Here is a 23,715-nt window from a genome sequence, read left to right as displayed (position 1 = left end):
ATCCTACCCTTGCCCCTCGGCCAGCATGCGGATGGCCTCCTGCGTGTTGTAGCCCGCTGAAGTGAGCTTCATCAGGCGTGCCTGGTCCTTGGGATTGGTCGAATATAGGAAGTAGGAGTAAGGATCGACCACAAAGCGGAAAAGGCCACCCCCGCTCTCGTGCTTGACGAAGACCTCCGAATAGCCGGCACCGGGCTTCACACCGCGCAGCATATCGAATAGGAATTCGTCTTCGCCGCCCAGCTTTCCGTTTTTCTGTGCGTAGTCGAGCGAGGGACCCGACTGCTTGAGCACAAACGTCCAAGGTGCATTGTCGAAGGCAGCCTGAGCGGCCGGCGACAGGTCGGTATCCTTGAAGCCCTGTGTAATGAAACCGGCACTGCCGTAATACTTACGGATGCGCCGGAAGGCGGTTTCGATAAACTTCCCGCTTTTCGGGTCCGCGAGTAGATCCCATGCCTCATCGATCAGCATCATTTTCGGGATGTTGCGTGGGCGCAGATACATGTCCCGCGTCGTCCGAGCCATCAGGAGTGTCATGACCACATTCCGAAGCTCACGATCGACGTTTAGCTCTTCCAGCTCGAGTATGGTGAACTCATTGGAAAGATCCAGCTGGGGCTCACCGTTGAACCATGCGGCATGCCGACCTACGGCATACGGCTCCAACTGCAACGCAATACTCTTGGCCACCGGATCACTGTCTGCCCGGGACTCAAGCCACTGATAGACATGCTTGGTTTCCATGACCTCGCCATGTTTATCGTGCGCCTCAAGGATGCCTTTTTCGATCAACTGGTATTCGTAGTTGTCGGGCTCACCTAGGGGGAACGCCATCTGAGATATGGCATCCTTCAGCACCGGGATCATTTCTGCGATCTCGCTGCCACCTTCATCATCGTCGTAACGCTGCTTGCCTTTGATACCCCAGAATGGGTTAAGTGAGACCGGATGGTTAGGATCAAACCTCAGTTCCTGACCGCCCAGCAGTTCACACAGCTCCTTATAAGAGCCGCCCACGTCAATGATACGGACCACGCCATCACGACAGCGCATGTCGGTAACGAATTCGTTGGCAAGGAATGACTTACCCGCACCCGAGGTCGCGATCACCGAAAAATTGTATGAGGTGGCCGAATCAAAAATGTCGATACACGACATTTGACCGCGGCGAGAAACCAGCAACAGTCCGTTTGCGTAGAGGTAAGGGTTCCCCTGTGGGTCTTTGCGTACTACTGGCCCGTTACCGCCCCAATCGCCCTGGCAGATTGAGGCGCAAGCGCCGTTTAGGCTGGACACCATCTGTGCCCGCTGAAGGCCTGATGTAGGCTTGTCCATGCGTGGGTTGTAGCCCCATGGCAAAGACGACAACCAGATAGGCAGCGAGATATAGCGTTCACGCGAGGCTCTGAAGCCTGCTTTCCGCCACAACGAGGAAACATAGTCCGCGTCCGAAGCTGCTCGCTCGGGTTCGGTGATGATATTGATCCCCGACCACATGCGTACCGGGCAGTAGTTTGAGCGAGTATCGTTGAGCAGCTGCTGGGTATCTCTACGCCGCGTGAAGAGGTGCGGCATCATCCCCTTGTACCACTCGGAATCACTCATGCATTGCTTTGAGATCATGCCCATACGCATGGTGATGTCATCGCGTGCCTTTTCAGTGTTCGGCTTGTAGATGGTTGTGTACATCCAGTAGGCCGGCGCGATGCGATCGGTTGCCGACTTCAACTCCCCAAGCATATCGCCGGTCATGTAGAGGCGCAGGTAGTCCGGGTAGGTGTCGATGGTCAGGGGTACGAGATCCACCTCCCGCTCATTGTCGCTGAACTGGACCGCACCCGAGGACTTCACGCGAATACGTGTACGCTTATCGAAGATGGAATCAGCGAAGTGGCCACCTTCCTCCTCAACCCGCTGAAGCTCACCCGGCACCATTTGCGGGTTGGCGATACGGCGCAGGACACGTCGCGTACCCAATTCGTTCATAAGGGCTGGCGCAAGGCCCATCGAACTGAACGTCCCCATCACCGACTGCCGAAATTCGTCGCACATGTGCCGCCATGAACGAATCTCTTCAGCATGCTCTGGGTCACCGCCAAAGGTCATGGTGAAAAAGGCGAAGTAATGCACCTCCCGGGGATATAGACGCTCATTCGGTAGGAGGCTTTTGTTCCCGGCCGCGGCGTCAAGCATGTGCTTGCTACGGCGCTCTACCAGCTCTTGGAGCATAGGGTCTTTGCAGTAACGTAACCGCCGTGCCTGCCAGGTATTTATCCGGTCCTCAATGGCCGGCGAACTATGGGCGACGAACTGGATAACCGTGTCCGCTGGCGCTCGCGTAATCAGCGACTCGATTTGCTCCTCGATGTCCTTGCCAGCCACCATCAATGGCGCAAACTGGACGCCGAAGCCAAGCTGAGGATGTTTACCATCATCCCGGACACAGTAGTTATCTTCATAGTCGATGTAGGGGAGCAGGCTCGCGGGATCATCCCGCTCAGTCAGCGCCTCGGCTGCCTGGAGGGGGAGGGCGCGATCGCCATAATCGGGAGCGCCCTGCTGGATCATGCGGCGCACTTGGTGCCGCATACGAGTCATCGCGGTTATCTTCATATCAATTCTCCGGGACGATCTGCATTTGCGGCTGAATGCGATAAGGATTCACGCTGGCGTCTTGCCCTCTCGGCGCGATGTGTTGAACACCCGGAGAAGGTCCGATCATGCCTGCCCCAATGCCATCGTCACGCAGCTGGCCATAACTCCAGTCATCAGGCAGAGTCACATACAGGTATTCGCCCGATCGTAGAATGCCGTCATCACCGCGCCATGGCGCCACCCAGATACGCACCGGTTTACCTGGCTGGTAGACAGGCATATCGGTTAGGCCTCCCCCGCTATAGGGTCGCCATTGCTCGATCTTTTCTTCTTCAGCTTCTGAGCCATCCTTACGGCCCTCCATCACTGTTTCAGAGGAACCACTATTTGCCACCGCAGCTTCATAAACATCGCCGGTACCGACACACTCGCTTCCCAGCTCACAATCATGCTGGACAGTGGCACACCCACCGAGGAACAGCAGGGCGGTCAAGGGGATCATCAACTTTAAGCTCATCGTATTAGCCCTCGCTCGGCATCTTGTCGGCCAGCTCGTAGGCTTCCCACTCGAGCTTCTGGCCTTCCTGGATTACAACAGTGCCACGGCGCCCTGATGGAACCTCGATCACCGGGAACATGGATTCAGCCTCTTCGATGTAACGCTCTGCCAGTATCTCCATCGCGCGGCCTGCACCGCCGTACATGCCAACCTCGGCGACACTGTTCGGGTCGATGGTGGTGACAACGCCGCTGCCTGTGACAGCCGATTCAGCACCTTGAGCTGCTGTTGCAGCAATGCTGCTGGCGCCTTCTGCGAAGCCAGCAAGCATGGCCTTACCCAGCAGGGCGCCAGCACGTCGCTCAACTTTGCCGCGAAGCCCCAGACGGCCATCCGAGTCCACGATGTAGCCATTGATTGGAGACTCAAGCATCATTCCAGTCCGTGTATCGACACAGGAAATACGAGAGACGTTGATATGCGCTCGCTCGCTCGACAAATCACCGTAGCCACCGCCCATACCAAAGCAGTCAGCGAGGCGATACCGCGCACTGCCAGGTAGGAATGCATCGTTTTGAATGCGGAATAGCACCGGCTGAGGGTTGTTGCGGGTACGCTCGGCAGCGCCAAAGTCAGCGCCAGTCAACATTGCCACCTCAGAGAACGACCCCATAGGGAGGAACCCAGCTTTAGGTGGCCCCAGATCCTCTTCTTCGTCATCCTGCTGAGCCGCTTCATTACGTAAGATGCGAGCGCTGGACTCACCACTTGAGCCATTGAGTACGATCGGGTCAGCCGGTCCTTCTTCCTTCTGGAGCTGTGGAAACTGTGAAGGAATGACGCCGCCCTGTGTCGACGATTGTTGCCTCGGGGGTAAACCGGCACGGCCAGAGTCACCATCTCGACGCGCTACCGGGGGCGGAGGTACCGCGCTAGCGTCGTCGCCTCGGGGGGGGCGAAGATAGTCAGACGGGGCACGGTTGGCGTCGGTGCTTCTGTTTGAAGATGTGCCAATGCGAACCTCACTGGTGCCATCATCTCCGCTAGAAATATCGGCTAGTCGTGTGCGCAGCGACTCCATGGTTTCCCGCGTTTGCTCGCGTTCGGATTCCATGCCAGCCTGCATTTCTTCGAGCTGCGCCTGAAGTCGTGCATCCCTCTGCTCTTGACTCTCGCGCTGGTCTGCCAATTCTTCATGAGCCTCCCTTAACTGTTGTTGAAGTCGGGAAATAGTGACTTCCTCCCCATGCCGTGTATCCGGCGTGGTGTCCATAAATTCCGGGGGAGGGGGCGCTTTATTGCTACTGTTGTCTCGTGCGCTAATAGCGTTACTTGCCACAAGCCAGATGACTAGGCAGGCCCCACCACCATATAGAAGCCACTTTCTTCCCTGCGCTCGCTCCAACAGGCTCTGAGAGACTACCTTGGACTTAGCTCGGGCCTTGGCCACCCTAGAAGGCTTGTCCTGGCCCGATTCATTCGGCTGCTGGTTGTTCTGATCTTCAGCCACGGTCAACCTCCACGACGATCATTCGGGGCTGATCGCGCTCACTTACCGTGTCCCCTTCCAAGGAAACAGCAACGACGCCATCGCGGTAGAAGTCACGAGGCTCGACTTCAAGGGAGGTATCAGAAGACAGCCGGTAAATATTCACGACATGGCCGGAACCACGGTACTGGGTTTCCGCTGTGAGCTTGAGCGTGCCGCCATTAGGCATTTCAAGTCGGGCACTAGGCGGGGCGCCAGCCGGCTCAAACCCGCTAGGGCGAGCCCCCTGGAAAGCGGACAGGATAGTGTCAGCAATCCAACGATCCTTGGGCCGGCTTTCCCTTTCGGGCTCTGCGGATAGGTCAGGGGCGTTTCGATACCGGAACACCTGGGCATCGATGCCGCTTTCCGGCGCTAGCTTCACCGTGAAGGCCTCGCCGCTTCGCAGCTGGATGAAGATAGAGAACGGGTCGGCTTCGTCTGCAGGACGGATGAGGAGACCACGTTTGCCATCAGTCGGCACAGGGTTGTCACGCAACTCGGCCTCGGGGGGGATAACAATCGTAGAGTACGGCTCTGGGAATACCAGCCGGTTATAAGCATCGGTGGACACAACCACCTTCTGGACATCATCGCTGGCGCTGACAAAGGTGGCGACGGCAAGCGCCGCCACCATGACCAGCCCCTGCATCTTAGGCTTTTTCATTCGTCCTCCAAAGAGAAACCAGCGACATACGGAACGCCACCGCTGAAGGAATAGCGGACACGGTAAGCAATCGGTTCGTCTTCGATCTGTTCGGTGCCATGCCAAGCCCGCAAGCGCCCATAAACTCGCACTGTGCCGTCTAGGACTTGGGTCCCTTCAATGAACAAGGCCTGGGTACGCTCAGATTTCTCCAGGTCTGGAATCCGTGCTTGTAGATCATTGCCGACCTTGGCATAGAGGGCCGGCGTCATCCGGTTCTGGAACCGAGCGTATTGGCTTCTCACGTTCCTTGGGGTCCAAGAGCTGTGCAGCTGGGCATCCGCCATGGCTATCTCAGTGAGGTAGCTCGCATCGGTATAACCAGCGCTGGCGCCCACCTCGACCGGCCCATCCACGACGTGCAGGTTGTAGGGAACCAGCCGGGTTGGCATATTGGCGCTGAGCTGGACATAGCTCTGCAAGACATAGATCAGCAACCCAGTCAGGAGCAGGGTGCAGAACATCCAGCCCCTGGCAGCGACCCACTGATTTCGCAATGCATTGAGGTATTTCATCAGCGAATGTACTCCAATCGCATTGGCCTAGGTGCGTATTTGCCAAGCAGCGGGTCTAACTTGAGCCCCATCCGCCACAAGACATGCTGCACTTGTCCCCGCTTCTGGCCGGCACGCATCTTCTTAGCCATCATCATGAGAAAGATCCCCGCAAATAGGCCTGGGATAAAAAACCGCATGATGATGCCCACGCCGATCACCATGATGGCGACAACCACCTCGGTCATCTCCCAGGCGAAGATGGGGATAGGGGCATCAACATCCTGCGGTATCCGATAGGACTCGTTAGACATGACCCGCGACTCCTAACTCAGGTGCCTGAGAACCAGCTGAAGATTTCCTTGATCATGAAGGGGCCGACCGCAAAGGCACCGGCGATCCCTAGACCCAGGAACGCAGGGGCAGCAGATTGACGTCCAAGGCCCACCAGGCAACCGATGATCAGCGCCAGAATGGAAATGCCGATACCGAAGGGCCCATGCGCCAGCTCTTCAACCTTGTCAGCGAAGTCTTCAAAGTCTTCCTGTGCCCATGCTGGCATCGCCAGGAAAGCGGTAGTAGCAACCAACAGTGAGCGCTCTGCTGCTCGCTTCTTGTTCATGCGGAGGCATTCGACTAGATGAGCGAGCTTGCCCTGCTTGGTTGTGGCCTGGGTATCTACGGAAGTAGTCATTGGTACTGATCTCCTAATGTCGCGAGGACTTCGTTTGCGTATTGCTGGCCTGCCGGACTATTCGGCGACCCAGCGTTGTAAGCGGCCAATGCCGCCTCCCACTCGCCGTAGCGCGTGATGTTGTCGTAGAGAATCCACGTCCCTACAGCGAAATTCGTACACTCATTTTCCAACAACTCACGCTCGGTAATTCCCCATTGCTGGAGGTAATTCCGGTTGGTTTCCTGGTCGAGCCACCATGTATTGACTTGCATAGCGCCTAGGTCGTAAGTGCCATTCTTGTTCGGACCTATGCGACCCACTAATTGCCCTCGGCTGCCGCTCTCTTGAAGACGCACTGCCGCGACAATCTCGATGGGTACTTGGTAGTAATCAGCGATTTCAGGGACACAATCAGGTAGGGCAATCATTGACCACCTCCTAGCGCTGTTCTTCAGCCACTGCCGCGGATTCCCCAGCGCCAGCTTCGTCGTTGGTTTCTTCTGGGGTGTTCTGCGCTTCAGGCTTGGCCACATCAAACGGCGTCATCATCCGCTCAGCGACCATGGCAGTGGGGCTGACACGATCCATCACCAGCCCGACCTCCAGACTTTCCTCGAAGCCGCCTTCTGCTCCTGGTTTGGGGATCTTTCGCAATAGGCCGGTAACTCGTCCCTCAACATGAAGGGCGGTGCCGGCCTCGTACTCGACAAGTCGATCGACAACGCGCCCAAAAGCAGCCATGGACACCACGCCGGTATGCTGAAAGGAGCGCCCCAGGTCCGGTCGGTCAGGGCCGATCTGCAGGTACGCTGTGGAGGGTGGTCCCTCCTTCTCGGGAGTTTTCACCCCCCTCAGCAAGCCAATCGCAATGAAACGATTGAAAAGATGTTTTTCGATGTTGCCCTCGATCATCGGGGCAGCCGGCTGGATGTTGTTGGCCACCAACTCGGCACTCAGGTGCTGCTCACCCGTGTGGTGTGCACGGCGCACAATGCCGCCAACATGGCCGAAAATTTCAATGTAAGAATCAACATCCAGCTTGGCTGCGCGATCAGATAGATGATTCGGAATTCGGACAATGATCTGATTTACAGATTGGATTAGGGCTTCTGTGCTTCGCTTGTTCTTACCAACCTTGAGCACCATCAGGCCAGAACGACCGCGCTCCTTTGGCGTCTCTTTTCGTAGAATCTGGGCGTGGGCGATAAAGACGTTCATTGGTCTGCCTCCAGGTAAAAAATCTCGGCGCGACGGTTTGCCGCCCGCGCTTCATCAGTCGTGCCGTCAACCAACTTGGGATAGATGCCATGCCCTTCCGTCAGGAACCGGGCCTTTGGCCAAGCCAAATGGAGCTGTCCCGCGATCGCATCAGCGCGGCGCTGTGAGAGTGAAATGTTGTAGGACGGCCGATATGGTCGGTGTACCCAACAATGAGCACACGGCCAGCCAGGTCTTCTCCTTCCAGGAAGGAAGCCATTTCACGCTGAGAGGTAGGCGTCAGCGTTGTTGAGTCGAACTCGAAATGGAAGCGCGCCAGAGGCACAGACTCCATGGCGTCCTTGTAGTCATCCGGCATTGAGGCATGGCGCTGCTGCCAATAGGCCTCGTCGTAAACGGTGCCGCCGTAAGCGTAGCGATCAAGCCCCTGGCCAGCCCCGTAGTACCAGTTGGTGGTACGGGTCGCGTTGACCCCTTGAAGCGTATAGGCAGGGATCACCACATGCCGACTGGTCATCGTGTTATACGAATCAGGTAGCGTTGACGTGCGTGCGTGCTCCAGAGCCGGAGGATGTGCTGCACAGCCAGCAAGAACAGCTGTCAGCGAGACAGCAAGCACAGGGTTTCGCAGTGTCATCAAAGGTTCTCCAGGTACTTGATTACCGCCTCGGCCCTCTCGGCAACGTCTCCCGACAGGCTCAATAGCTTCACTTCAGAACGAGACACAGCGACAAAGGCAGGGTACTCACGAAGACCTGCCCGACCAGCAAGCCTCGCTGCTCGCTCAATCGCCTCGACAGAGCTGGGATCGCTGATATGGTCGTCCGCAAACTCGTTCCACCGAACTTGGGGAACATGCAATTGGAGGTGCGCCAGCACATCGTCATAGTCCTTGAGGGGAACCCCGGTTTCGCCAGCCGTGAGAAAGGCTTTCCGAACGTCATTGGCAACCCCTGGAATAGAGCGAGATGCGTAAAAGGCGCGTTCACGCCATGCGCGTTCAAGGCCGGTATGGGAAGGCAGGGGAGCGTAGCGGTACTCCAGGCCCGCCGCTTCGACGGCTGCCTGAATAGAAGAGTGGTGTTTGTCCATGGCCTGGCAGTGCGGGCAATCGAAGCTGGCAAACTCAACCAGCGCCAGAGGCTGATCATTTCCGGCATGAGCGCCAGCAGCGAGCCCCAAGGTGGCCACGGTGACACCGAGAATTCTACGGATGGGGTGTAGCAGGCGGGTAGGGGAAATCATTGGTCGCTCTCCCCCGACTGATCACTAGATTCGTTACCTTGGTGGCTTTCGATCCAGGCGTCTTCGTGCAGCAAGCGCCACACGGTAAAGCGACAAGCATAGTCAGCTGATTCAAACGCCTCATGCACCGATTCCTGTTGCTTAGGAAAGGTTAGCTGCGTCAGTGAAGTTGCCACATTGCCAAACCAAAGAACGGGCTGACAGGTTCGCTCAATTCGAGCTTCTGAATCGGTCGCCAGGACAATCCATGCGACCCAAACTAATATGGCCACGCCAATAAGCGTGCTGCCTCGCATCGCCATCATCTCAATTCCGCCTCCCAGCGGTGCTCTCTCATAGGTGCCCTTAATGGGCCTCGCAGGTAGATAGGGCAGCCACTGACACTTAACCGGGGGAAGTAGAGATTTTTTTGCGCGAGTCGCTTTGCTGTCGCATGCCAAGGCTTAGAGGGAGATGAAAACGACTATCGAGGGAGGCTTAGAACAGGGAGAGCTGGGTTTCTTTAGATCGAGGAGAGGGGGAGGCGCCGCTTTGCTCATTGTCGGCTTTTAAATACTCTCCAGAGGCATCATCAGCGCCAGCGAGCCACGCCATATCCTCAGGCGACCAAGGCCGATAAGGAGAGGGCTAATAGCTGCCCAGCGATTTGTGTAATTCATGAGACATGGCGGTAAGCCTATTTAATAGATGTGCTAGGCTGGATATAAAAAGGATAATGAGGCACACAATGTCGTCGACTTAGGGTTTGGACAAAATTATTGGAAACGCAGTTAGCGTTAACGAATCATAGCGATCTTTCTCAAGAAAATGTTACGGCAGCTATGAAGAGATAGTGGTTATCTTAAGTGTAAATAACTTCCAAACACGCAACCTGACAAGTGCTTCAAATACAAATGACACAATCACCAGAACTCGCCGGCGGCGAGGGATTCACCTTTGAGGGCGACGCGGCTGCATACTATCTAACTGCGCTGCTAGCTGAGGGATATGCACCCGGCATCGATGATCGTACCGTTGTCCGCGTGTCGGTTCAGCAGCGCGATTTTGGTGAACCGCTCGATGATGTGATCGTCGATTTTGAAGACGCCGCAAAGAACCCTTCTCGCCTTAGTCTCCAGATAAAGCGTTCACTCACGATCAGTAAGGCGGAAACGAACTCCGACTTTCGTGACATCATTCGCGACAGTTGGGCTACTCTTACGAAGCCTGATTTCCGCATTAATATCGACCGCTACGGGGCAGCGGTTGGTACCGTGGCCACCGCCAAGGAACGAGCGCTCAAAACTCTTTGCGATTGGGCCCGTGAAAGCCTGACGACTAACCATTTCGCCGCTCGATTCGAGGCAGAGGGCAACGCCAGCGCCGACACCATAATGGTCAAGAATGACGTCGTAGGCCTGCTGAATGAGGCGAAGGGAATACCAAGCACGAGTGAAGAAGTACATCGGTTCCTAGCCCATTTCGTGCTCATTCAGTTCGACCTCCTTCGCGAAGGCGCCACTGATCCTCCTGATGCCATTAATCGCATTCGAGAGTGCCTCGCCCCCGATGATTCATCCAAGGCCCCACTTGTCTGGTCGCGGATCGTTCAGCTAGCTCGCGCATCAGCAGGGAAAGCAGGTCAATTTGATCGCGCGCGGCTTTTGCGTTCGATCTCCCTTGTTGCACGCCTTCGAGGTGGAGTCTCCTTTAGCCTAGACCTCGATAAGTTGACGGAGCTCGCAGAGAGCTACGCTAACTTCATCCCCGACGATATTGGCGGAACGAAACTTGACCGAACCTCGCTCCTAGGAGAGCTGGACGCCAAGCTCACCACAGCACGTGTAGTCCAGATCCGAGGCCTGCCAGGAAGTGGCAAATCAGTTTTAGTGAGGCGAGCGGTACAACGTTCGTTAGAACGTGGACCGACCCTCTTCCTCAAAGCCGAGCAGCTCGAAGGAACCAGTTGGATCAGCTACGCATCGTCTCAAGGTCTCTCCGGCGCTCCCCTGGAGCAACTCCTCGTGGAGATCGGGGCCGCCGGCACTCCCATGCTCTTCATCGATGCGATTGATCGCGTTGAGAAGAAACATCAGCCCATCATCCTCGACGTTATCCGCGCCATCGTAGAGTCGCCGCTACTCGATAATTGGCGGGTCATTGTTTCGCTGCGCGACACAGGAATTGAAGTGCTTCGCAATTGGTTAGGCCACTTTCTAGATGCCCTGAAGGTCGAGACGCTTGGCGTTGGACAACTGAGCGATGAAGAGGCGGAGACACTTGAAAAAGCTAAACCACACCTGAGGCCACTTCTTTTTGGTTCACACCAAGTGCAGGAGATTGTCCGGCGCCCCTTTTTTGCGAAAGTGCTGGATCAGAGTTACTCGGCCGATCCCAGTGCTCAGACATTCGCCCCTCAATCTGAAGTCGATCTGATCGAGAATTGGTGGCGACGGGGCGGCTACAATGAGACCGGTCAAAATGCGGTTGAACGCCAGCGAGAGCTGCTCGATTTAGCTTCTCTTCGTGCCCGCAAACTTAGTCAGCCGATTCGCCTTAGTCAGCTAACCTCGGTCGCACACATCCATGACCTACGATCTGACGGTATACTTCAAAATGTTCGCGAAGGAATTTCAGTTCGCTTTGCTCACGATATCTTCTTTGAATGGGCCTTCTTCCATGTCCTGGCCGATCGTGGGGCTCAATGGATGGAAGTGGTTAGGGCATGTGGAGAACCGCCGGCGGTGGCAAGGGTCGTCGAACTTCTCTCTCAATGGGAGTACGCGCAGGTAGAAGACTGGACGGCATACCTCGCCCAAACCGAAGGTTCAGAACTCAGATCGCAATGGCTGCGCGCTTGGCTGGTCGGCCCACTAGGAACTTCGAAGTTCGAATCTGATGAGAGCCAGTTCGCTACGGCTGTCTTTGCCAACGACTTTCGCCTGTTCAGGAAGGCTCTCGTCTGGTTTCAAGCAGAGAAGACTTCCCCCAATGCGAATATTCTCGCTGGTGAACTCCCACAGGAGAAACGCCAACGGTTTGCTGATCTTCTTGGGTGGCCGTCCGATTTTAGTGCGTGGCGTCGCCTCATCGACTTTATCCTCCGGCGTATTCCAGACATACCGCAGAGACTCTATCCGGAGATCGTGGCTATCTTCGAAGTTTGGCAGAACGCCTTAGCCGATCTTCGCAACCCAACTTCCCGCGCTATTCTACAACAATGCGCGACCTGGCTCTCTGCCATCGACGCAATCAGTACTGCCGATGGGCCGGACGAGAACTCTGCTTACTGGGGAGAGGTGCCTGGCTTGGGAGCTCTCAGCAAATCCCTGAGCCAGCTTCTCTTAAGATCGTCGAGAGTAGAGCCAAACTTTGCGGCTGGCTACTTGCAGCGGGTCACCGATTCAGAGCGCATTCGTGATGATGCGTTTCATGACATCATCACCTTCTCACCCGTCCTTGCCCAATCGCTGCCTCAGTCGCTTGTCGATCTTTCCCTCGCTTTTCTGCAGGAGGAGCTTCCAGCTGACCAGGTCGTCAGAGAAGAACAGAAACTTCAAGCCGTGTCCGTGTGGCGAAAAAGAATCTCGGCTAAGCCGGCAGCCGAGCGCACTCCTCAAGAACAACGGGCGCTTTCCACGGCACCTTTTCTACACACCATCGGTGACTTCAACCGCCACGACTGGAACAGACTATCGATCCACGATGATTACCGATGCTTTTCACCCGCTTCGCCACTTCGAGAGCCCTTTCACTCACTTTTCCAATCATCGCCTAATGAGGCACTGCGGCTACTCCGGGAACTCTGCAATCATGCGATGAATGCTTGGCGACAACTGCATCGATATTCTCATGACCGTGATGGCACCCCCATACCGCTAGATCTCACCTTTCCCTGGGGATCCCAAAGGTTCTGGGGCACCGACCGTGAGTATCTTTGGTTTCGTTCGACGTGGGCGCCGAATGCCATCGGTTGTGGTTTTTTTGCGCTTGAGGAATGGTGCTTCGCCGAGCTTGCGCGCGGCCGACCTGTTGACGAGCTGATACAGCAATGCGTCGAGGGTAACGAGTGCATTGCCGTCCTGGGCATTGCGGTAATCATCGCGCTACACACCGAAACCGTGTCCGAAGCAACGTTGCCGCTCATCACCTCTCAGCGCCTGTTGGCGGCAGACCATGACAGATGGACACAAGACCTTTCACCGCTTGCTAGCCTAATCGGTTTTACGTCTCGTACCGACAAGCCTCACGCTGAGGCGATTCGAGCAGCAAATAACCGGCAGATTCGCAAGACAGAGCTTAAATGGATGGTGCCAAGATTTGTCTTTTCGACAGGCCCTATCCGCGACCGGTCCCGTGAAGCAATCCTTAATTTCAAAAACGATCTCCCATTTCAGTACGAGGAGCACCGCAATAATCAGAGGGCAAGGGAGCATCTTACAGTGCAGGCCCTCGAATTTGCCGAGCTGGCGAACCCGGAAAATTATCAGGCCTACCGTACCAAAGACAATTCAGAGCAGATTTCGATTGTCCATGTGAGTCCTTCTGCCGCTAAGCCTGAAAAAGTCGCTAGGGCCGAAGAAGCTTCTAGGTGGCTAAAGCAAACGGGCCTTTGGACGTGGGCGTCCAAGTCCTTCGAAGAGAAGGCACTGAACAATACCTACGATATTGAGGATGCCATTGCACTAGCCAAGGAAGCAGACGCTAACGGCTTATACGAGCACTCAAACAACGAGAACGACGAAGAACTTTTAAATATGCGTCGCGGTGCGGTCGCCGCTACCGCTGCTATCGCGCTCAACTTTCGGGAAGAATGCACTCAAGAAGATCTTGAGTGGGCTCGTGAGGTCCTCAGGCGTGCTATCCAGTTACCAGAAGATAATCGGATGCGGTCACCTAGCTCCATCATACCCTGGCACCATGCGATATATGTGGCACGCGGCCTCGCAGCGGACATCCGCGAAGCTTCAGTAACAAAAGGCTCAGCACGGGACCTCATCTGGCTGATTACGCATCCACTGGAAGTCGTTTGGTTGGCCGCCCTAGAAGAAGCCTGCACGCTTTGTTTCAAAGACCCCAAGCTGACTTGGAGCACACTGGTACTGGCATTATCGCGCTGCCACGTTTCACCACGATCATACGATCATCACCTTCAACATAATGAAGCCTTCCACTCATCAAACGAAGTGCAATCGGCGGTCGACACGGTGATAGCATTCTATGAGAACGGAAGCGAATGGCCCTCCCTTCCGCTACCACCTCCAGCATGGGTGAAAGTTGACCACAATAAGGGGCAGCGTTGGCATCAAGCCTACGAAGATTATGATGCAGATGATGCATTTGATGCGAATGAGATGTGGGGAGAGCCAGATGTCATTTGGCATTCAGAACAAGCTGCAAAAATACTTGAGCTAATCCCCTTCGAGGAGATACTGAGAAGTAAGGCGAAAAGGGATCTACTCGACTTCCTAGCTGGCTTACTCGAATGGACCAATCAGAAGAATGCGCCGCCTTGGGTAAGGCCCGGACGTCGAAATCGCTCAGCCACTCGAATTTTTGAATGGACCCACAGCTTGGGGTCGAGCCTTGGCCGGGTAGCCGGGCTTCTCCCTCTTGGCGATTTTCAGAAGCTCTTCCTCGATCCGATTCTGGCGCTGGAGGGAGACAATTGCTGGGCTCTCCTTTCTCCATTCGCGAGCACCTACATCTGCTCCTACGTATACGATGCGCCGGTTATTCCAGCTGATTCAATCGCCATACTCGATCTCTGTCTTGAACGACTTCTTCAGGACTCTGCTTTCAATCGCGACGCCTATCGAAGTGGAGAATTTTCAGGCTTCGATCAACCCAAGCTAGTTAATACATTGATGTTTGTCTCAATTGAACACGCGGACTTGGCCGCCCGGTACGTTAATGGCGACTGGTCCGAAATCAGCTGTATCCTGCCTCTAATTGATCGTTTCGTTCGCGCTGGCGGATGGACGGCTTCCGTAATGGACCCTTACTTGACGCTCTGTGAACGAGCTAGGGTCAATTACCCAGCCGAAGACTTCGCGAACCAAGTTCTCGCGATTATCGGCAACGGGCCTGACCATCTAAAGGGTTGGCATGGAACTTTCCTCCCTGCGCGCATCGCAGAACTGGTGCAGCACTTTGCACATCGTGATGCGCCAATGACGCAGAACCTGGCTCAGAAGTTCCTGAGGATCCTCGACATACTGGTCGACATGGGCGACAGGCGAAGTGCAGCACTTCAGCTTGGTGAAGCGTTTCGCGAGATTAGCAGATCTAGTTAGAACAGGGCCTGCAGAGACATTTGAACTATCAATATGAGCAGTACGCAGCGGAAACGAAGCGGTTCGAAAAACATCCCTATCATGACTTGAACCGCATTTTTATGGCGCATGGAATGCTATCGTTAACCGCATCTAGTAAACAGGGTGATGGGAAATAGGTAGCGCCAAACGTAAACACCCTCGGAATCGAACATGAAAGAGTTGGGATGGAAATACGATAACCCGTTCATGCCTGACTTGAAAACGGCTGATGATGCGCGGGAATTTATTAAAGCAGGTGGGCTCGGAGCAATCGAAGCTCGCATTGAGAGAGCATTTGCCGTTAGATTTAGTGATTTGAAAGAGAAGATTTTGCGTCTATCTGATCACGAAATTGACGATGTATTAGTGGCAAATGCTCTCCTAACGTCGATTCTGGTAGATACTCGGGCGCTATTTCTGGAATCAGATCGACATAAGAGAAATGCGACGTTACAGAATGTTTACCGTGCCCGACGCATGGATGAACGCGCCAGAGCTGTTGATGCAGTATTTGATGAGAAAGTACTTGATGGCATGTCCTTGAGAACTGTAATTAAATCGTGGGTTGATCAACGCATTGTTCACATGGATTACCTCTGGGATGACAATGAAGTAATACTTTTTCAGCGTATGGAAACAATAATTTTCGGTGGACGAGTGAATAACCTACTTTTGGTGTTATTAAATCTTATTGCTGAATACGAAGAAGTGGTTTCAATGTTTGGCGAAAATGCCCAAGAACAACTTTTTCGAGTAATGAGAGCGATAACAGGGGATGTAGAAGAGGATAATTGACAAATTTCATTCAGTGAAACTTGTAACCGTTCACGAAAACCTGCCTTGGAAGCTGGTAATTATCCGGAACCGTTTTAGCTACCATACACCATTTTTTTGAAAGGGCGTTCTCTGTTTTCAGTGCCCGTATTTAGAGATAAAGGAGGGGGTTGGGGCAGCGGGTAGATAGCCGAGTAGATTGATGATCGCAGACTGGAGCAGGCGATCCATCAGCACAAATTCTTTAGGCTTGCGCTTGGGAGGGGTACGGGACTCGGAAGGAATTGCAGTCGGGTGCAAATGCGCCAGCACTTGGCTAAGGCGAAAGGCGATTTCGGGATGTATCCCAAAATGCGCCGAGTCTTTTTTAAAGATCTTCATAGTCGAGGTGAGATTGCCCAAGGACAAGCTGCTGGAGCTGGATGAATGGCTAGAGTGTCAAGAGCGCCTCTGAGGACGGGGAACCATAGAAGGCTAAGGAGGGGATACTGACAGGGGAAGCGGGCTGGCAAGCCAACCCGCTGCGTCACATCCTGGATGAAGGGGCTATTGAGGCCAAGCAAATCACAAAGAGGGGCGGCGCTCGCCTGCTTCGGGCGGTGCATACTGGCTAAGGGTAGCCTCCAACTGCTCGGGTATCTCAAGGCAAGAACGAAGCTCGCATTGAGCATGGATCAGTAGCGCCAACTTGGGTGTCCACTCAGGAAGCCCGAGATGGCCGACATACCCCTCAGCGACAGGGCCAGCCAGAAACTCAGCCGCAGAGAACTGGTGCTTGAGGTTGTTGCTCTTTAGGTCATCAATTGCTTTCAAAAATACTTGCGTGAGTAACTGGCGGTGGGGCAGCAGCTCCTGCGACTGATGGCAATCGGTCGACACAATGCTCTGGCCTGGGATAAGCACATCAGCAAGTGCGGAAATTTGTGAGTCCATGATCTAACTACTCCTGCCCAGTGCCAGCCGCAAGGCTTTGAAAGTGACTGTTGATTGAAGCCATGACCTTCAACGGGTTGGCCACGCGATCAAATCGAGCTTCGCTTGTGCCAGTGCCTGCCGCAGACATTTTCACCGTCCCATATCCTAGCAATCGACCCAAGATCGTCTGGTTCACTTCGGTCGAACGAATGTGATGAATAAATAGGGGTGTAACACGCCTGGCAATAATGCCGTGCCGCTCTATCACGCGATCGGGGCCTATGACGTACTCGTGAGCAAGGCGCTGATAGGCGATGTTCAGCAGCCCCCAGGCGGCCAACCCCATCCCTGCCCAGGAAAGGATGTTCGTCAGAGTCTCTGGAGCGTTTGCCCCAGCGAGGGTAAAGGGGGCATGAGGAGCAAAGTGCAATGCTGCCCCCAAGGGTACGAGCAACCAGTGTCCCAGCAGGGCGCGGTGACTGACTCGGAAGGTGGTCTTGCTTATCATGGGTTTCATCTCCCGGCTGCTGCCACCTCCGCTTCTTTCAGTCGGTGGCTCAATTGTGATTCTGCCGTTTCAACGTGGAAAAGCTCGATGCTGTCATCCGGCCAGCGGATCAGGACGAACCCATCTCGAAGCAGGTGGGTTAGAGGGGTAGGGCCAGAGATGACAGGTAACGAAGGGCCTTCGAGTGTGTGGAGTTCCCACCGACTGGCTGAGCGGTCATGAAAAAGAGCTGCGTTGTCAGCGCCACCTGGCCAATCCAGGTCACAGTCGCGTTCAAGACGCCTAACAAGCTGTCTCGCCTGGCGGGAATTACGCGGCCCGCTCATAGGCAACCTCCAGCCCACACACTTTCTTTACAGCACACTCAATTTCTTGGCGCACCCGGTCCATCGTCAGTAACCGCGCCCCCTCCTCATCAATGATCAGCGTCAGTGTTTCGTTGGTTTCGCGCAGGGCCGCCCTATCTACGACAAGTCGTGAGAGTAGGGAAAGCTCGTCGTGCGCGTTCGCAATAAGAGCACCTGAATCCATAATACCAACCTTAATTATACTAGACGACATTTTTTAACTATGAATATGAGACAATTTTTACGGATTCCCCGCCATTACTAATTGCCATTATTACTGATTTACGGCGCTGCGTTTGCGATGGTTCGGGATTGTGTAGAGAATACTTTGTCTGGAAATGCTTCGCAGAGTTTTAAATATAAAACGTCGTATGGTATAAATTATATATCTATAAGTAGCTTTGCCTGAAACCATCAAAACAACGGATTAAAAGGGGATCAAAATGACTATCAAGCGTACTCTCATGGGTCTGGCTGCCACATCAATGCTGCTGTTGGCTGCTGGTTGTGCTGCCCCGCAAGGGTCTGGCATGTTGCAGAACTCAGCCGTCAGCGCGATCACTGATGTGCTAGGAAGTCGCAACAACAATAGCGTCAGCGCAGCAGGAGCAGACTCGGCCAGTCACATGCAGGGCGTTCAGGGTTTGGTTAATGGCGGAAAAGCAGGTATGAGCGGTGCCGCCTACGGTGCTGTTGGCGCTGGCGCGCTAGGTCTGGCTGACAAGGGGATGCGAAGCGCTTTCACCGCATTGCAGGGCGAATCCGAAGTCGGGTTCGAGGACGTTGCCAACATGAAACAGAACATCGTCAAGAGCGATACTTATGTCGATGGTGAAGGCCGTACTTGCATTGATTACCACATCACTGTCACTGGTGGCCCCGAGGACAATGATCAGAATGTCACGACTTGCCAGAATGCCGGTGGCGACTGGGAACGAATCTGATTCGATCAGCGGCCACTCTATTAGTGGCCGCTCAGCTTTTGGAGGGCAAAATGGCTGACGATAATCTCAATACATCGCGGTTCGATAAGTCTGCTTTGGACATGACGAGACTGGAAGCCTTTACGATGACCGCCATGCACGCCATTCTGCTTGGTGAGGGAGGGGGTAAATTAAGCCCCGAGGAAGTCGGCGAGAGCGCGGCAGCCTTTGCCGAAGCATCGCTCTCCGCGGCCTCTGAAACGCTCGATGACCACGACACGAAACCGAGTTAACCCCATGCAAGACTGCAAGTACGCGATCGGGCAGCAACCTTAACGGTTTGCTGCTCGATTTCGTTGGAGGCAGGTTTAATTTTTTCGCATGCGAAACAGAGCAATGCCTACTAGGTCATTGACTATCAAGTTGATGCAATCACCTGAGCCGGAAATAGGTCACCGCGCAACTTGAAGCGCCCTACCATTGAGGCCAATCGTTCGGCGTGCTCGCTGAGCTGATCGGTCGACATGGTGGACAGCTCGGCTAGAGATGCGTTCTGCTTTGTCATGCGATCCAGCTCCGCCACGGCGATATTCACCTGGCCGATGCCGTCGCTCTGCTCGCCAGCGGCATGACTGATCTCGCTTAGCATGCCAGCGACGCGTTGTACGCCCGCCATCAATTCATTCAAGTAATCTACTGTTCATGAGTTCCTGGGGCCGATCATCAATTGCGACTCGATTTTATGTTCGGTTGGGCATAGCTGGTATAAAATCTTCTCTGCTAACCATGGTATTGCTCACCATCGTTTGATCACGCTCGATAATCAGCGCGTGATCGGCAAGGAATATCACATTCAGAACGTCAACAGCTATATGAGCCGCTTAAAGGGATGGATGGGGCGCTTTCATGGAGTGGGAACGGTGTACTTACCCAACTATTTGGCATGGCGACGTTTGTTTGAAACCGCAGAGCCAACGGAGGAGATGTGGCTACGTATAGCGATTGGCTCAAACCAACAAAAGATACCAACATAGCCATATAATCCAGAATTCAGAGATTCGGCAGGTCTGCTGCAAGCTAGGCAGAAGGAGGGGGTCTCAAACCGTCCCTGTCCAAGGGCGGGGAAAGGCGCTACAAGCGCTTATCCGGGGTGAACGAGACTTCCCTGGCACTGTCAGCCAATGCCTGGAAATAGGAGTGACTGGGGTTGATCAGGTAGTTCGTTTCTCGAGGCACCACGACACTTGGGACCACTAGCGCGAGGCTCGATTGGCTCTCAAGCCAGCTGTCGCCGATCTCCGCGGTCGAGGCGGGCGCCGGCTCCTCCATCCAGTCTTCCGGCAGACTATCGGCAGGCAGGCGCATCAGAGCATTTTCCGGGATAGTCACCTCCAACAGCGCATAGTGTGTCAGCAACCGATAGTCATCAAGATGAACCATCACCTCAAGCATAGCCAGTGATTCAGCACTGGCGAGGTACACACAGGCCTTCCCCTTGCTATTCCATCGACCGCCGTACAAGCGGGCTCCCTCCCCATCGAAGGCCGTCTGGAGCCACTTCCGCTTTACGAGGCGGTAACCACGAACCGTACTCACGCGAAAACGCCGTGCTCAAGCCGTCCGATCAGATCCAGCACAGCTTCAGCGCCAGCAGTCGTCGCCACCATTTCCACCGGTCGCCGACCACCGAGACCGCGCACCGGATTGAGGAGCCAGCGCCTCGCCCGCTGTTGATCTCCTTCAAAGAGATCAACAGCGCTCTTGTAGACCTCGGCAAAGCGGTACAGCCGATCGCCTTCGTCTTGCTTGAAGCGCCCAGCCGTGGCTCTTCGCTGCAATGTCGCTGGCTTGATAACGACATAACGCGCCAGCTCCTTGCTTTCCAGGCCAGACGCCACAGCAAGTTCCGTGTAGACCTTGTACGGGACGCCTTTTTCCAAAGCCTCATGCAGTTGTGCCCCACGCGCTGGAAGACCCAGGGCCTTCCAAAAGTCGTCTTTCTTGGGCTTAGGCTTCGGCCGATACTCTTCGATGGCAGCTTCCATGGCCCCTCCTCCACTCATTTGATATAACAACAGTGTATCAGAAGATCGAAAGACTGTCACTGCGGTTGCAACTCCAGGCAAATCTAGGCGCGGGCACCTATAGCGCCTCTGCGCTACAGCTTGCCCAAGGGCTGCCTTCCGCGAGTATCGCAACATTGCTTATCGCGTAAGCAAGGCCCCAACAGAGAGTGGTAAAGTAGACCGAAAGAACAGGAGAGGTTGCATGCCCACGTCCACCGATCATAACCAAGTGTTTGAAAATAGCGTACTTCAAGCGGCTAAAGAGCTATTGGAGACAAAGCTCGCGACCCTGCCTTGGCATCAGTTCGAACTTGAGTACCATTCGCCTACAGGCAGAGCGAGATTGCAGGTCCGTTGTCAGCAAGAAGCCGATTCTCCTGTCAGAACCTTGGTCCTCTCTGTCACCTTCTTGCACGACTCCGAAGAGCTTCAGCTTAGTAACATAATGATGCCGCTCGCCCTACGTTGGGAGCGGCTTGGCAAGCGCACTATTAAGGCCATCTTCGAGGTTGCTCATCCAGCCGGCTACGATCTCTTCCTCATAGATACGGTCCCGTCCTTCCATGATCGACTTCTGAAGCGGAACGCTCGAGCTGTGACCGATGACATTGTGATGATCACACCGGAAACTGACCTCGTGAGTGACATTGGCAGTCCAAAGCCCAATTCTAGCGAAGTGCGCGGCTATTCAATCTTCGACGTTCTCGATGAACTAGATGCGGACGCCTAGCTTAAGATCGATTGATGGCGAGCTAAAACTGACAACTTAGCAGCTCACCACTATCGAGCAGGGCGGTTTGCTTCCGACTGTAATTCACGCCGCCTAGTCCCTTTACCAGGGTAGAGCTATCGAGCACGCTCCCACAGCACGGCCTCTCTTGTGGCAATTACATGAAAAACAGCGCAAAAATCCCTTACGGCATACGCAATAACAGGTTGGTGCATATCAGCCAGCTCACAAGGGCCGAACGCGGCGGCCGTTGCGGCTGTGTCTGTCCTGAATGCAGAACACCGCTTGAAGCGAGAATGGGGGATATTGTTCGTCACTATTTCGCACATGCCAGAGGGACCCGTCCATGCGCTGGGGGCACTGAAACAGGAATACATCTAGCCGCAAAGCAGTTGATTGCAGACCGAAAGGAAATACCCATTCCTCTGCTTCAGGCGGTACTTGAGGCGAAGGATAGCCTTGGCTACAAGCACACCGAATCTAAGGTCATTTTCCCCGGCCACGATCGGCAGCCGGTGGATGACACAAAACTTGAGTTCAGCCTGGGGGACATCCGCCCTGACCTTATCGTGAGCTTGGGTCAGATAGAAATCCTAGTCGAGGTGGCCGTAACCCATTTCATCGACGCGGAAAAGCAGCAGCGGCTTGAGTCCCGTGGCCAGCGCTGCATCGAAATCGACCTGGGGGACATACCACGGAACCTAACACCAGCCGATCTCGAAGAGCATGTATTTAACTATCAACGGGCCTACTGGATCGTAAATCCCAAGATCGAAGCGGAGCAGGAAAAGCTACGCCCAAGACTCCAGCAGCAGATCGAGAAGGCCAACAAACGAATAGCACAGGCGAATATCGCAAGGGAACAAGAGGAGCAGCGTCAACGTGAACAACATGCCCGGATGGAAGCTTATTTTAAAGCTCAGGAACAGAAACACGCTGAATTAAAACGCCAACGGGAGGAGGAGCAGCGCCGGGCGAAAGAAAAAGCGACCGAGCAGGCCGAAATCCGACGACGCGAAGCCGAGGTTGCACGTCAACTCGAAGCTAAAGCCGAGCGGCATCGGCAACAGAAAACTTGGGAGCAAGAGCGTCAGCAACTCGATCTTCATGAGATGCGCCATCTCGCCATGGAACTTTTCGCGTCCTGTCAGCGTATTCATGCCAGGTCTGGCAAGGTGGCTGCATCAACACGGTTCTGCTTACCGATGGCCCGGCACAACCTCGAACGAGATATTCACAAAATGGACCTGGAAGCCATTCCTACCGCGGTTGAAACACGCACAGAATATGACTGGATGTTCGGGGTGCCGTCTCGTGAGTGGAAACTCGTGGCCTTGCTAGGCGTCGTCTATACCCGTGAGAACATCCATAGCCGCTATTGGATCTCAATCCAAGCCATTGAGCGCTGCCTCAGGGAGTTCGGATATCAGCCAGTTGTCGCTCTTCAGCGTGCAGATCAGTTGCTGAATACTGCTCGTTACTACCAGGTTCTCTCAGATGATCCTGCATTAATGACACTGGAACTGCTTCCAAGGCCCCTGGACGCGATTGCAGAATTCGTTGGCGAATTGAGCAACTTCAATATGATTCATCTGCTAGCTGCCAAGCTAGATGAACTTGCGTTCATACCCAAGCCTGCTAACAGCTGGCGCTCATGACATCAGCACCAACTCAAGCAGAGAGTAGCTGATTTTGCCTTGGCCTAGGCGTCCGCGAAGACTTTGAGTAGGGTGCCACCAGAATTAGCCTTGTCCACCAGCGCATCCTTGACCAGCCAATACTCGGTTAACACTTGCTAAATGAGCCGTATGTAGGCGAGGAAATGGTTCACCACCAGCTCAATGATCTGTTGACGAGCTTCCGATTCGGCCATACTTGAGGTGACGCTTGCTTGCGCTGGATACACCAGTTATCCCTAGCAACACAGCTCAATGCGATTGACTCGGAGGGAGGAGACATGTGTAGTCGATATGAGGCGCCTGACGCCGATCAGCTGTTGCATGACTTTAAAGTTACGCCAGAACAAGAGATGCAAAGCGAACTCTGGCCAGGGTATTCCGGCCCGTTTCTCCGTCCGCCACAATCGAGCGACCCCCATGACGAGGCAGCTCCCCCGTTAGAGGCACTGGTTGGAATATTTGGCCTACTGCCGTTTTGGGCTAAGGACACTAAGCTGGCGAGGAGAACTTATA

Annotated in this window: 26 protein-coding genes and 2 pseudogenes; 8 read left to right on the top strand and 20 right to left on the bottom strand. The window is 54.5% G+C overall.

From position 1 onward, the window contains the following. Window positions 1–3: 3 nt before the first annotated feature. The 12 genes from CXF87_RS02715 to CXF87_RS02660 all read right to left on the bottom strand — a co-directional run bounded on the left by CXF87_RS02715 (window position 4) and on the right by CXF87_RS02660 (window position 9,269). Window positions 4–2,616, bottom strand: coding sequence for a TraG/VirB4 family ATPase (locus tag CXF87_RS02715; RefSeq protein WP_101145386.1), 2,613 nt, complete (start codon window positions 2,614–2,616; stop codon window positions 4–6). A 1-nt stretch (window position 2,617) separates the two neighbouring features. Then, entirely contained in the window at window positions 2,618–3,115 is a 498-nt protein-coding gene (locus tag CXF87_RS02710; RefSeq protein WP_035557838.1) for a TraV family lipoprotein, read from the bottom strand. A 4-nt stretch (window positions 3,116–3,119) separates the two neighbouring features. After that, on the bottom strand, window positions 3,120–4,607 hold the full coding sequence (locus tag CXF87_RS02705) for a TrbI/VirB10 family protein (protein ID WP_101145385.1): 1,488 nt from the start codon (window positions 4,605–4,607) through the stop codon (window positions 3,120–3,122). Continuing rightward, window positions 4,600–5,292, bottom strand: a complete 693-nt coding sequence (locus CXF87_RS02700) for a TraK domain-containing protein (RefSeq protein WP_035557832.1) — start codon at window positions 5,290–5,292, stop codon at window positions 4,600–4,602. Before CXF87_RS02700 ends, CXF87_RS02705 begins: the two co-directional genes overlap by 8 nt. After that, window positions 5,289–5,846: a TraE/TraK family type IV conjugative transfer system protein gene (locus CXF87_RS02695; RefSeq protein WP_035557829.1), complete on the bottom strand. Its 558-nt coding sequence runs from the start codon at window positions 5,844–5,846 to the stop codon at window positions 5,289–5,291. The genes CXF87_RS02700 and CXF87_RS02695 overlap by 4 nt, the downstream gene beginning before the upstream one ends. Then, a complete protein-coding gene (gene traL, locus CXF87_RS02690; protein ID WP_008958346.1) occupies window positions 5,846–6,139 on the bottom strand; it encodes a type IV conjugative transfer system protein TraL in 294 nt (97 codons plus the stop codon). The genes CXF87_RS02695 and traL overlap by 1 nt, the downstream gene beginning before the upstream one ends. Window positions 6,140–6,156: 17 nt before the next feature. After that, the gene (locus tag CXF87_RS02685; RefSeq protein ID WP_035557825.1) at window positions 6,157–6,519 is read right to left on the bottom strand and encodes a TrbC/VirB2 family protein; all 363 of its coding nucleotides are present in this window, start codon (window positions 6,517–6,519) and stop codon (window positions 6,157–6,159) included. Then, window positions 6,516–6,929 (bottom strand): lytic transglycosylase domain-containing protein, encoded by a 414-nt coding sequence (locus tag CXF87_RS02680; RefSeq protein ID WP_045812323.1) that lies wholly within the window; start codon window positions 6,927–6,929, stop codon window positions 6,516–6,518. Before CXF87_RS02680 ends, CXF87_RS02685 begins: the two co-directional genes overlap by 4 nt. Window positions 6,930–6,939: 10 nt before the next feature. Beyond that, complete coding sequence (locus CXF87_RS02675; protein ID WP_035557823.1) at window positions 6,940–7,719, bottom strand: hypothetical protein; 780 nt, start codon at window positions 7,717–7,719, stop codon at window positions 6,940–6,942. 100 nt (window positions 7,720–7,819) lie between these two features. Next, on the bottom strand, window positions 7,820–8,356 hold the full coding sequence (locus tag CXF87_RS02670) for a hypothetical protein (RefSeq protein ID WP_101145384.1): 537 nt from the start codon (window positions 8,354–8,356) through the stop codon (window positions 7,820–7,822). After that, window positions 8,356–8,964 (bottom strand): thioredoxin domain-containing protein, encoded by a 609-nt coding sequence (locus CXF87_RS02665; protein ID WP_035557821.1) that lies wholly within the window; start codon window positions 8,962–8,964, stop codon window positions 8,356–8,358. The genes CXF87_RS02670 and CXF87_RS02665 overlap by 1 nt, the downstream gene beginning before the upstream one ends. Continuing rightward, on the bottom strand, window positions 8,961–9,269 hold the full coding sequence (locus tag CXF87_RS02660; RefSeq protein WP_035557818.1) for a hypothetical protein: 309 nt from the start codon (window positions 9,267–9,269) through the stop codon (window positions 8,961–8,963). Before CXF87_RS02660 ends, CXF87_RS02665 begins: the two co-directional genes overlap by 4 nt. Before the next feature lie 588 nt (window positions 9,270–9,857). Here CXF87_RS02660 and CXF87_RS02655 point away from each other — a divergent pair. Together CXF87_RS02655 and CXF87_RS02650 are read left to right on the top strand one after the other, a co-directional pair. After that, window positions 9,858–15,239: an ATP-binding protein gene (locus CXF87_RS02655; protein WP_101145383.1), complete on the top strand. Its 5,382-nt coding sequence runs from the start codon at window positions 9,858–9,860 to the stop codon at window positions 15,237–15,239. Between the two features lie 192 nt (window positions 15,240–15,431). After that, window positions 15,432–16,055 carry a hypothetical protein gene (locus CXF87_RS02650; protein ID WP_101145382.1) on the top strand — a complete coding sequence of 208 codons (624 nt, stop codon included), beginning with the start codon at window positions 15,432–15,434 and terminating at the stop codon, window positions 16,053–16,055. Between the two features lie 117 nt (window positions 16,056–16,172). On the opposite strand, the gene CXF87_RS21520 is transcribed toward CXF87_RS02650, so the two are convergent. From CXF87_RS21520 to CXF87_RS02630, 5 genes are all read right to left on the bottom strand, one after another. Then, window positions 16,173–16,436: a hypothetical protein gene (locus CXF87_RS21520; protein WP_157826459.1), complete on the bottom strand. Its 264-nt coding sequence runs from the start codon at window positions 16,434–16,436 to the stop codon at window positions 16,173–16,175. A gap of 162 nt (window positions 16,437–16,598) precedes the next feature. Next, entirely contained in the window at window positions 16,599–16,967 is a 369-nt protein-coding gene (locus tag CXF87_RS02645; protein WP_101145381.1) for a hypothetical protein, read from the bottom strand. Window positions 16,968–16,974: 7 nt separating this feature from the next. Further along, window positions 16,975–17,457: a PH domain-containing protein gene (locus CXF87_RS02640; RefSeq protein ID WP_052703859.1), complete on the bottom strand. Its 483-nt coding sequence runs from the start codon at window positions 17,455–17,457 to the stop codon at window positions 16,975–16,977. A gap of 5 nt (window positions 17,458–17,462) precedes the next feature. Further along, entirely contained in the window at window positions 17,463–17,783 is a 321-nt protein-coding gene (locus CXF87_RS02635; protein WP_035557806.1) for a hypothetical protein, read from the bottom strand. Further along, entirely contained in the window at window positions 17,767–17,988 is a 222-nt protein-coding gene (locus CXF87_RS02630) for a hypothetical protein (RefSeq protein WP_035557803.1), read from the bottom strand. Before CXF87_RS02630 ends, CXF87_RS02635 begins: the two co-directional genes overlap by 17 nt. Window positions 17,989–18,247: 259 nt before the next feature. Here CXF87_RS02630 and CXF87_RS02625 point away from each other — a divergent pair, with 259 nt between their 5' ends. After that, complete coding sequence (locus CXF87_RS02625; protein ID WP_052703860.1) at window positions 18,248–18,748, top strand: hypothetical protein; 501 nt, start codon at window positions 18,248–18,250, stop codon at window positions 18,746–18,748. Window positions 18,749–18,798: 50 nt separating this feature from the next. Then, window positions 18,799–19,020: a hypothetical protein gene (locus tag CXF87_RS02620; RefSeq protein WP_101145380.1), complete on the top strand. Its 222-nt coding sequence runs from the start codon at window positions 18,799–18,801 to the stop codon at window positions 19,018–19,020. 125 nt (window positions 19,021–19,145) lie between these two features. Here the strand turns inward: CXF87_RS02620 and CXF87_RS02615 are convergent, their stop codons facing one another. Beyond that, window positions 19,146–19,415: a hypothetical protein gene (locus tag CXF87_RS02615; protein WP_157826458.1), complete on the bottom strand. Its 270-nt coding sequence runs from the start codon at window positions 19,413–19,415 to the stop codon at window positions 19,146–19,148. 4 nt (window positions 19,416–19,419) lie between these two features. Between CXF87_RS02615 and CXF87_RS02610 the strand changes: the two are divergent. Continuing rightward, window positions 19,420–19,761 (top strand): annotated as a pseudogene (locus tag CXF87_RS02610) (IS1595 family transposase); the annotation flags it as partial. Between the two features lie 97 nt (window positions 19,762–19,858). Here the strand turns inward: CXF87_RS02610 and CXF87_RS02605 are convergent. Then, window positions 19,859–20,323, bottom strand: coding sequence for an RES family NAD+ phosphorylase (locus CXF87_RS02605; RefSeq protein ID WP_101145378.1), 465 nt, complete (start codon window positions 20,321–20,323; stop codon window positions 19,859–19,861). Continuing rightward, entirely contained in the window at window positions 20,320–20,772 is a 453-nt protein-coding gene (gene parS, locus CXF87_RS02600; protein ID WP_101145377.1) for a type II RES/Xre toxin-antitoxin system antitoxin, read from the bottom strand. The genes CXF87_RS02605 and parS overlap by 4 nt, the downstream gene beginning before the upstream one ends. 223 nt (window positions 20,773–20,995) lie before the next feature. On the opposite strand from parS, the gene CXF87_RS02595 reads away from it, so the two are divergent. The 3 genes and pseudogenes from CXF87_RS02595 to CXF87_RS21870 all read left to right on the top strand — a co-directional run. Next, window positions 20,996–21,523 (top strand): hypothetical protein, encoded by a 528-nt coding sequence (locus CXF87_RS02595; protein ID WP_101145376.1) that lies wholly within the window; start codon window positions 20,996–20,998, stop codon window positions 21,521–21,523. Between the two features lie 161 nt (window positions 21,524–21,684). Beyond that, the gene (locus CXF87_RS02590; RefSeq protein WP_157826457.1) at window positions 21,685–23,181 is read left to right on the top strand and encodes a hypothetical protein; all 1,497 of its coding nucleotides are present in this window, start codon (window positions 21,685–21,687) and stop codon (window positions 23,179–23,181) included. Between the two features lie 299 nt (window positions 23,182–23,480). After that, window positions 23,481–23,715, top strand: a pseudogene (locus CXF87_RS21870) (SOS response-associated peptidase); the annotation flags it as partial.

This window comes from Halomonas sp. MES3-P3E, from assembly GCF_002836035.1.
GTDB lineage: Bacteria > Pseudomonadota > Gammaproteobacteria > Pseudomonadales > Halomonadaceae > Vreelandella > Vreelandella arctica.
Note: the sequence above shows the minus strand (reverse complement) of the source record. Positions and strands in the feature narration are given on the sequence as shown.

Bases quoted from the DNA above. Each gene is read 5' to 3' on its own strand.
- CXF87_RS02665 (WP_035557821.1), bottom strand. From the start codon at position 8,964: ATGATTTCCCCTACCCGCCTGCTACACCCCATCCGTAGAATTCTCGGT.
- CXF87_RS02630 (WP_035557803.1), bottom strand. From the start codon at position 17,988: ATGGATTCAGGTGCTCTTATTGCGAACGCGCACGACGAGCTTTCCCTA.
- CXF87_RS02700 (WP_035557832.1), bottom strand. From the start codon at position 5,292: ATGAAAAAGCCTAAGATGCAGGGGCTGGTCATGGTGGCGGCGCTTGCC.
- CXF87_RS02670 (WP_101145384.1), bottom strand. From the start codon at position 8,356: ATGACACTGCGAAACCCTGTGCTTGCTGTCTCGCTGACAGCTGTTCTT.
- CXF87_RS02645 (WP_101145381.1), bottom strand. From the start codon at position 16,967: ATGGACTCACAAATTTCCGCACTTGCTGATGTGCTTATCCCAGGCCAG.
- parS (WP_101145377.1), bottom strand. From the start codon at position 20,772: ATGGAAGCTGCCATCGAAGAGTATCGGCCGAAGCCTAAGCCCAAGAAA.
- CXF87_RS02595 (WP_101145376.1), top strand. From the start codon at position 20,996: ATGCCCACGTCCACCGATCATAACCAAGTGTTTGAAAATAGCGTACTT.
- CXF87_RS02710 (WP_035557838.1), bottom strand. From the start codon at position 3,115: ATGAGCTTAAAGTTGATGATCCCCTTGACCGCCCTGCTGTTCCTCGGT.
- CXF87_RS02650 (WP_101145382.1), top strand. From the start codon at position 15,432: ATGAAAGAGTTGGGATGGAAATACGATAACCCGTTCATGCCTGACTTG.
- CXF87_RS02660 (WP_035557818.1), bottom strand. From the start codon at position 9,269: ATGATGGCGATGCGAGGCAGCACGCTTATTGGCGTGGCCATATTAGTT.
- CXF87_RS02655 (WP_101145383.1), top strand. From the start codon at position 9,858: ATGACACAATCACCAGAACTCGCCGGCGGCGAGGGATTCACCTTTGAG.
- CXF87_RS02590 (WP_157826457.1), top strand. From the start codon at position 21,685: ATGAAAAACAGCGCAAAAATCCCTTACGGCATACGCAATAACAGGTTG.
- CXF87_RS02685 (WP_035557825.1), bottom strand. From the start codon at position 6,519: ATGACTACTTCCGTAGATACCCAGGCCACAACCAAGCAGGGCAAGCTC.
- traL (WP_008958346.1), bottom strand. From the start codon at position 6,139: ATGTCTAACGAGTCCTATCGGATACCGCAGGATGTTGATGCCCCTATC.
- CXF87_RS02625 (WP_052703860.1), top strand. From the start codon at position 18,248: ATGACTATCAAGCGTACTCTCATGGGTCTGGCTGCCACATCAATGCTG.
- CXF87_RS02695 (WP_035557829.1), bottom strand. From the start codon at position 5,846: ATGAAATACCTCAATGCATTGCGAAATCAGTGGGTCGCTGCCAGGGGC.
- CXF87_RS02675 (WP_035557823.1), bottom strand. From the start codon at position 7,719: ATGAACGTCTTTATCGCCCACGCCCAGATTCTACGAAAAGAGACGCCA.
- CXF87_RS02680 (WP_045812323.1), bottom strand. From the start codon at position 6,929: ATGATTGCCCTACCTGATTGTGTCCCTGAAATCGCTGATTACTACCAA.
- CXF87_RS02635 (WP_035557806.1), bottom strand. From the start codon at position 17,783: ATGAGCGGGCCGCGTAATTCCCGCCAGGCGAGACAGCTTGTTAGGCGT.
- CXF87_RS02715 (WP_101145386.1), bottom strand. From the start codon at position 2,616: ATGAAGATAACCGCGATGACTCGTATGCGGCACCAAGTGCGCCGCATG.
- CXF87_RS02640 (WP_052703859.1), bottom strand. From the start codon at position 17,457: ATGATAAGCAAGACCACCTTCCGAGTCAGTCACCGCGCCCTGCTGGGA.
- CXF87_RS02620 (WP_101145380.1), top strand. From the start codon at position 18,799: ATGGCTGACGATAATCTCAATACATCGCGGTTCGATAAGTCTGCTTTG.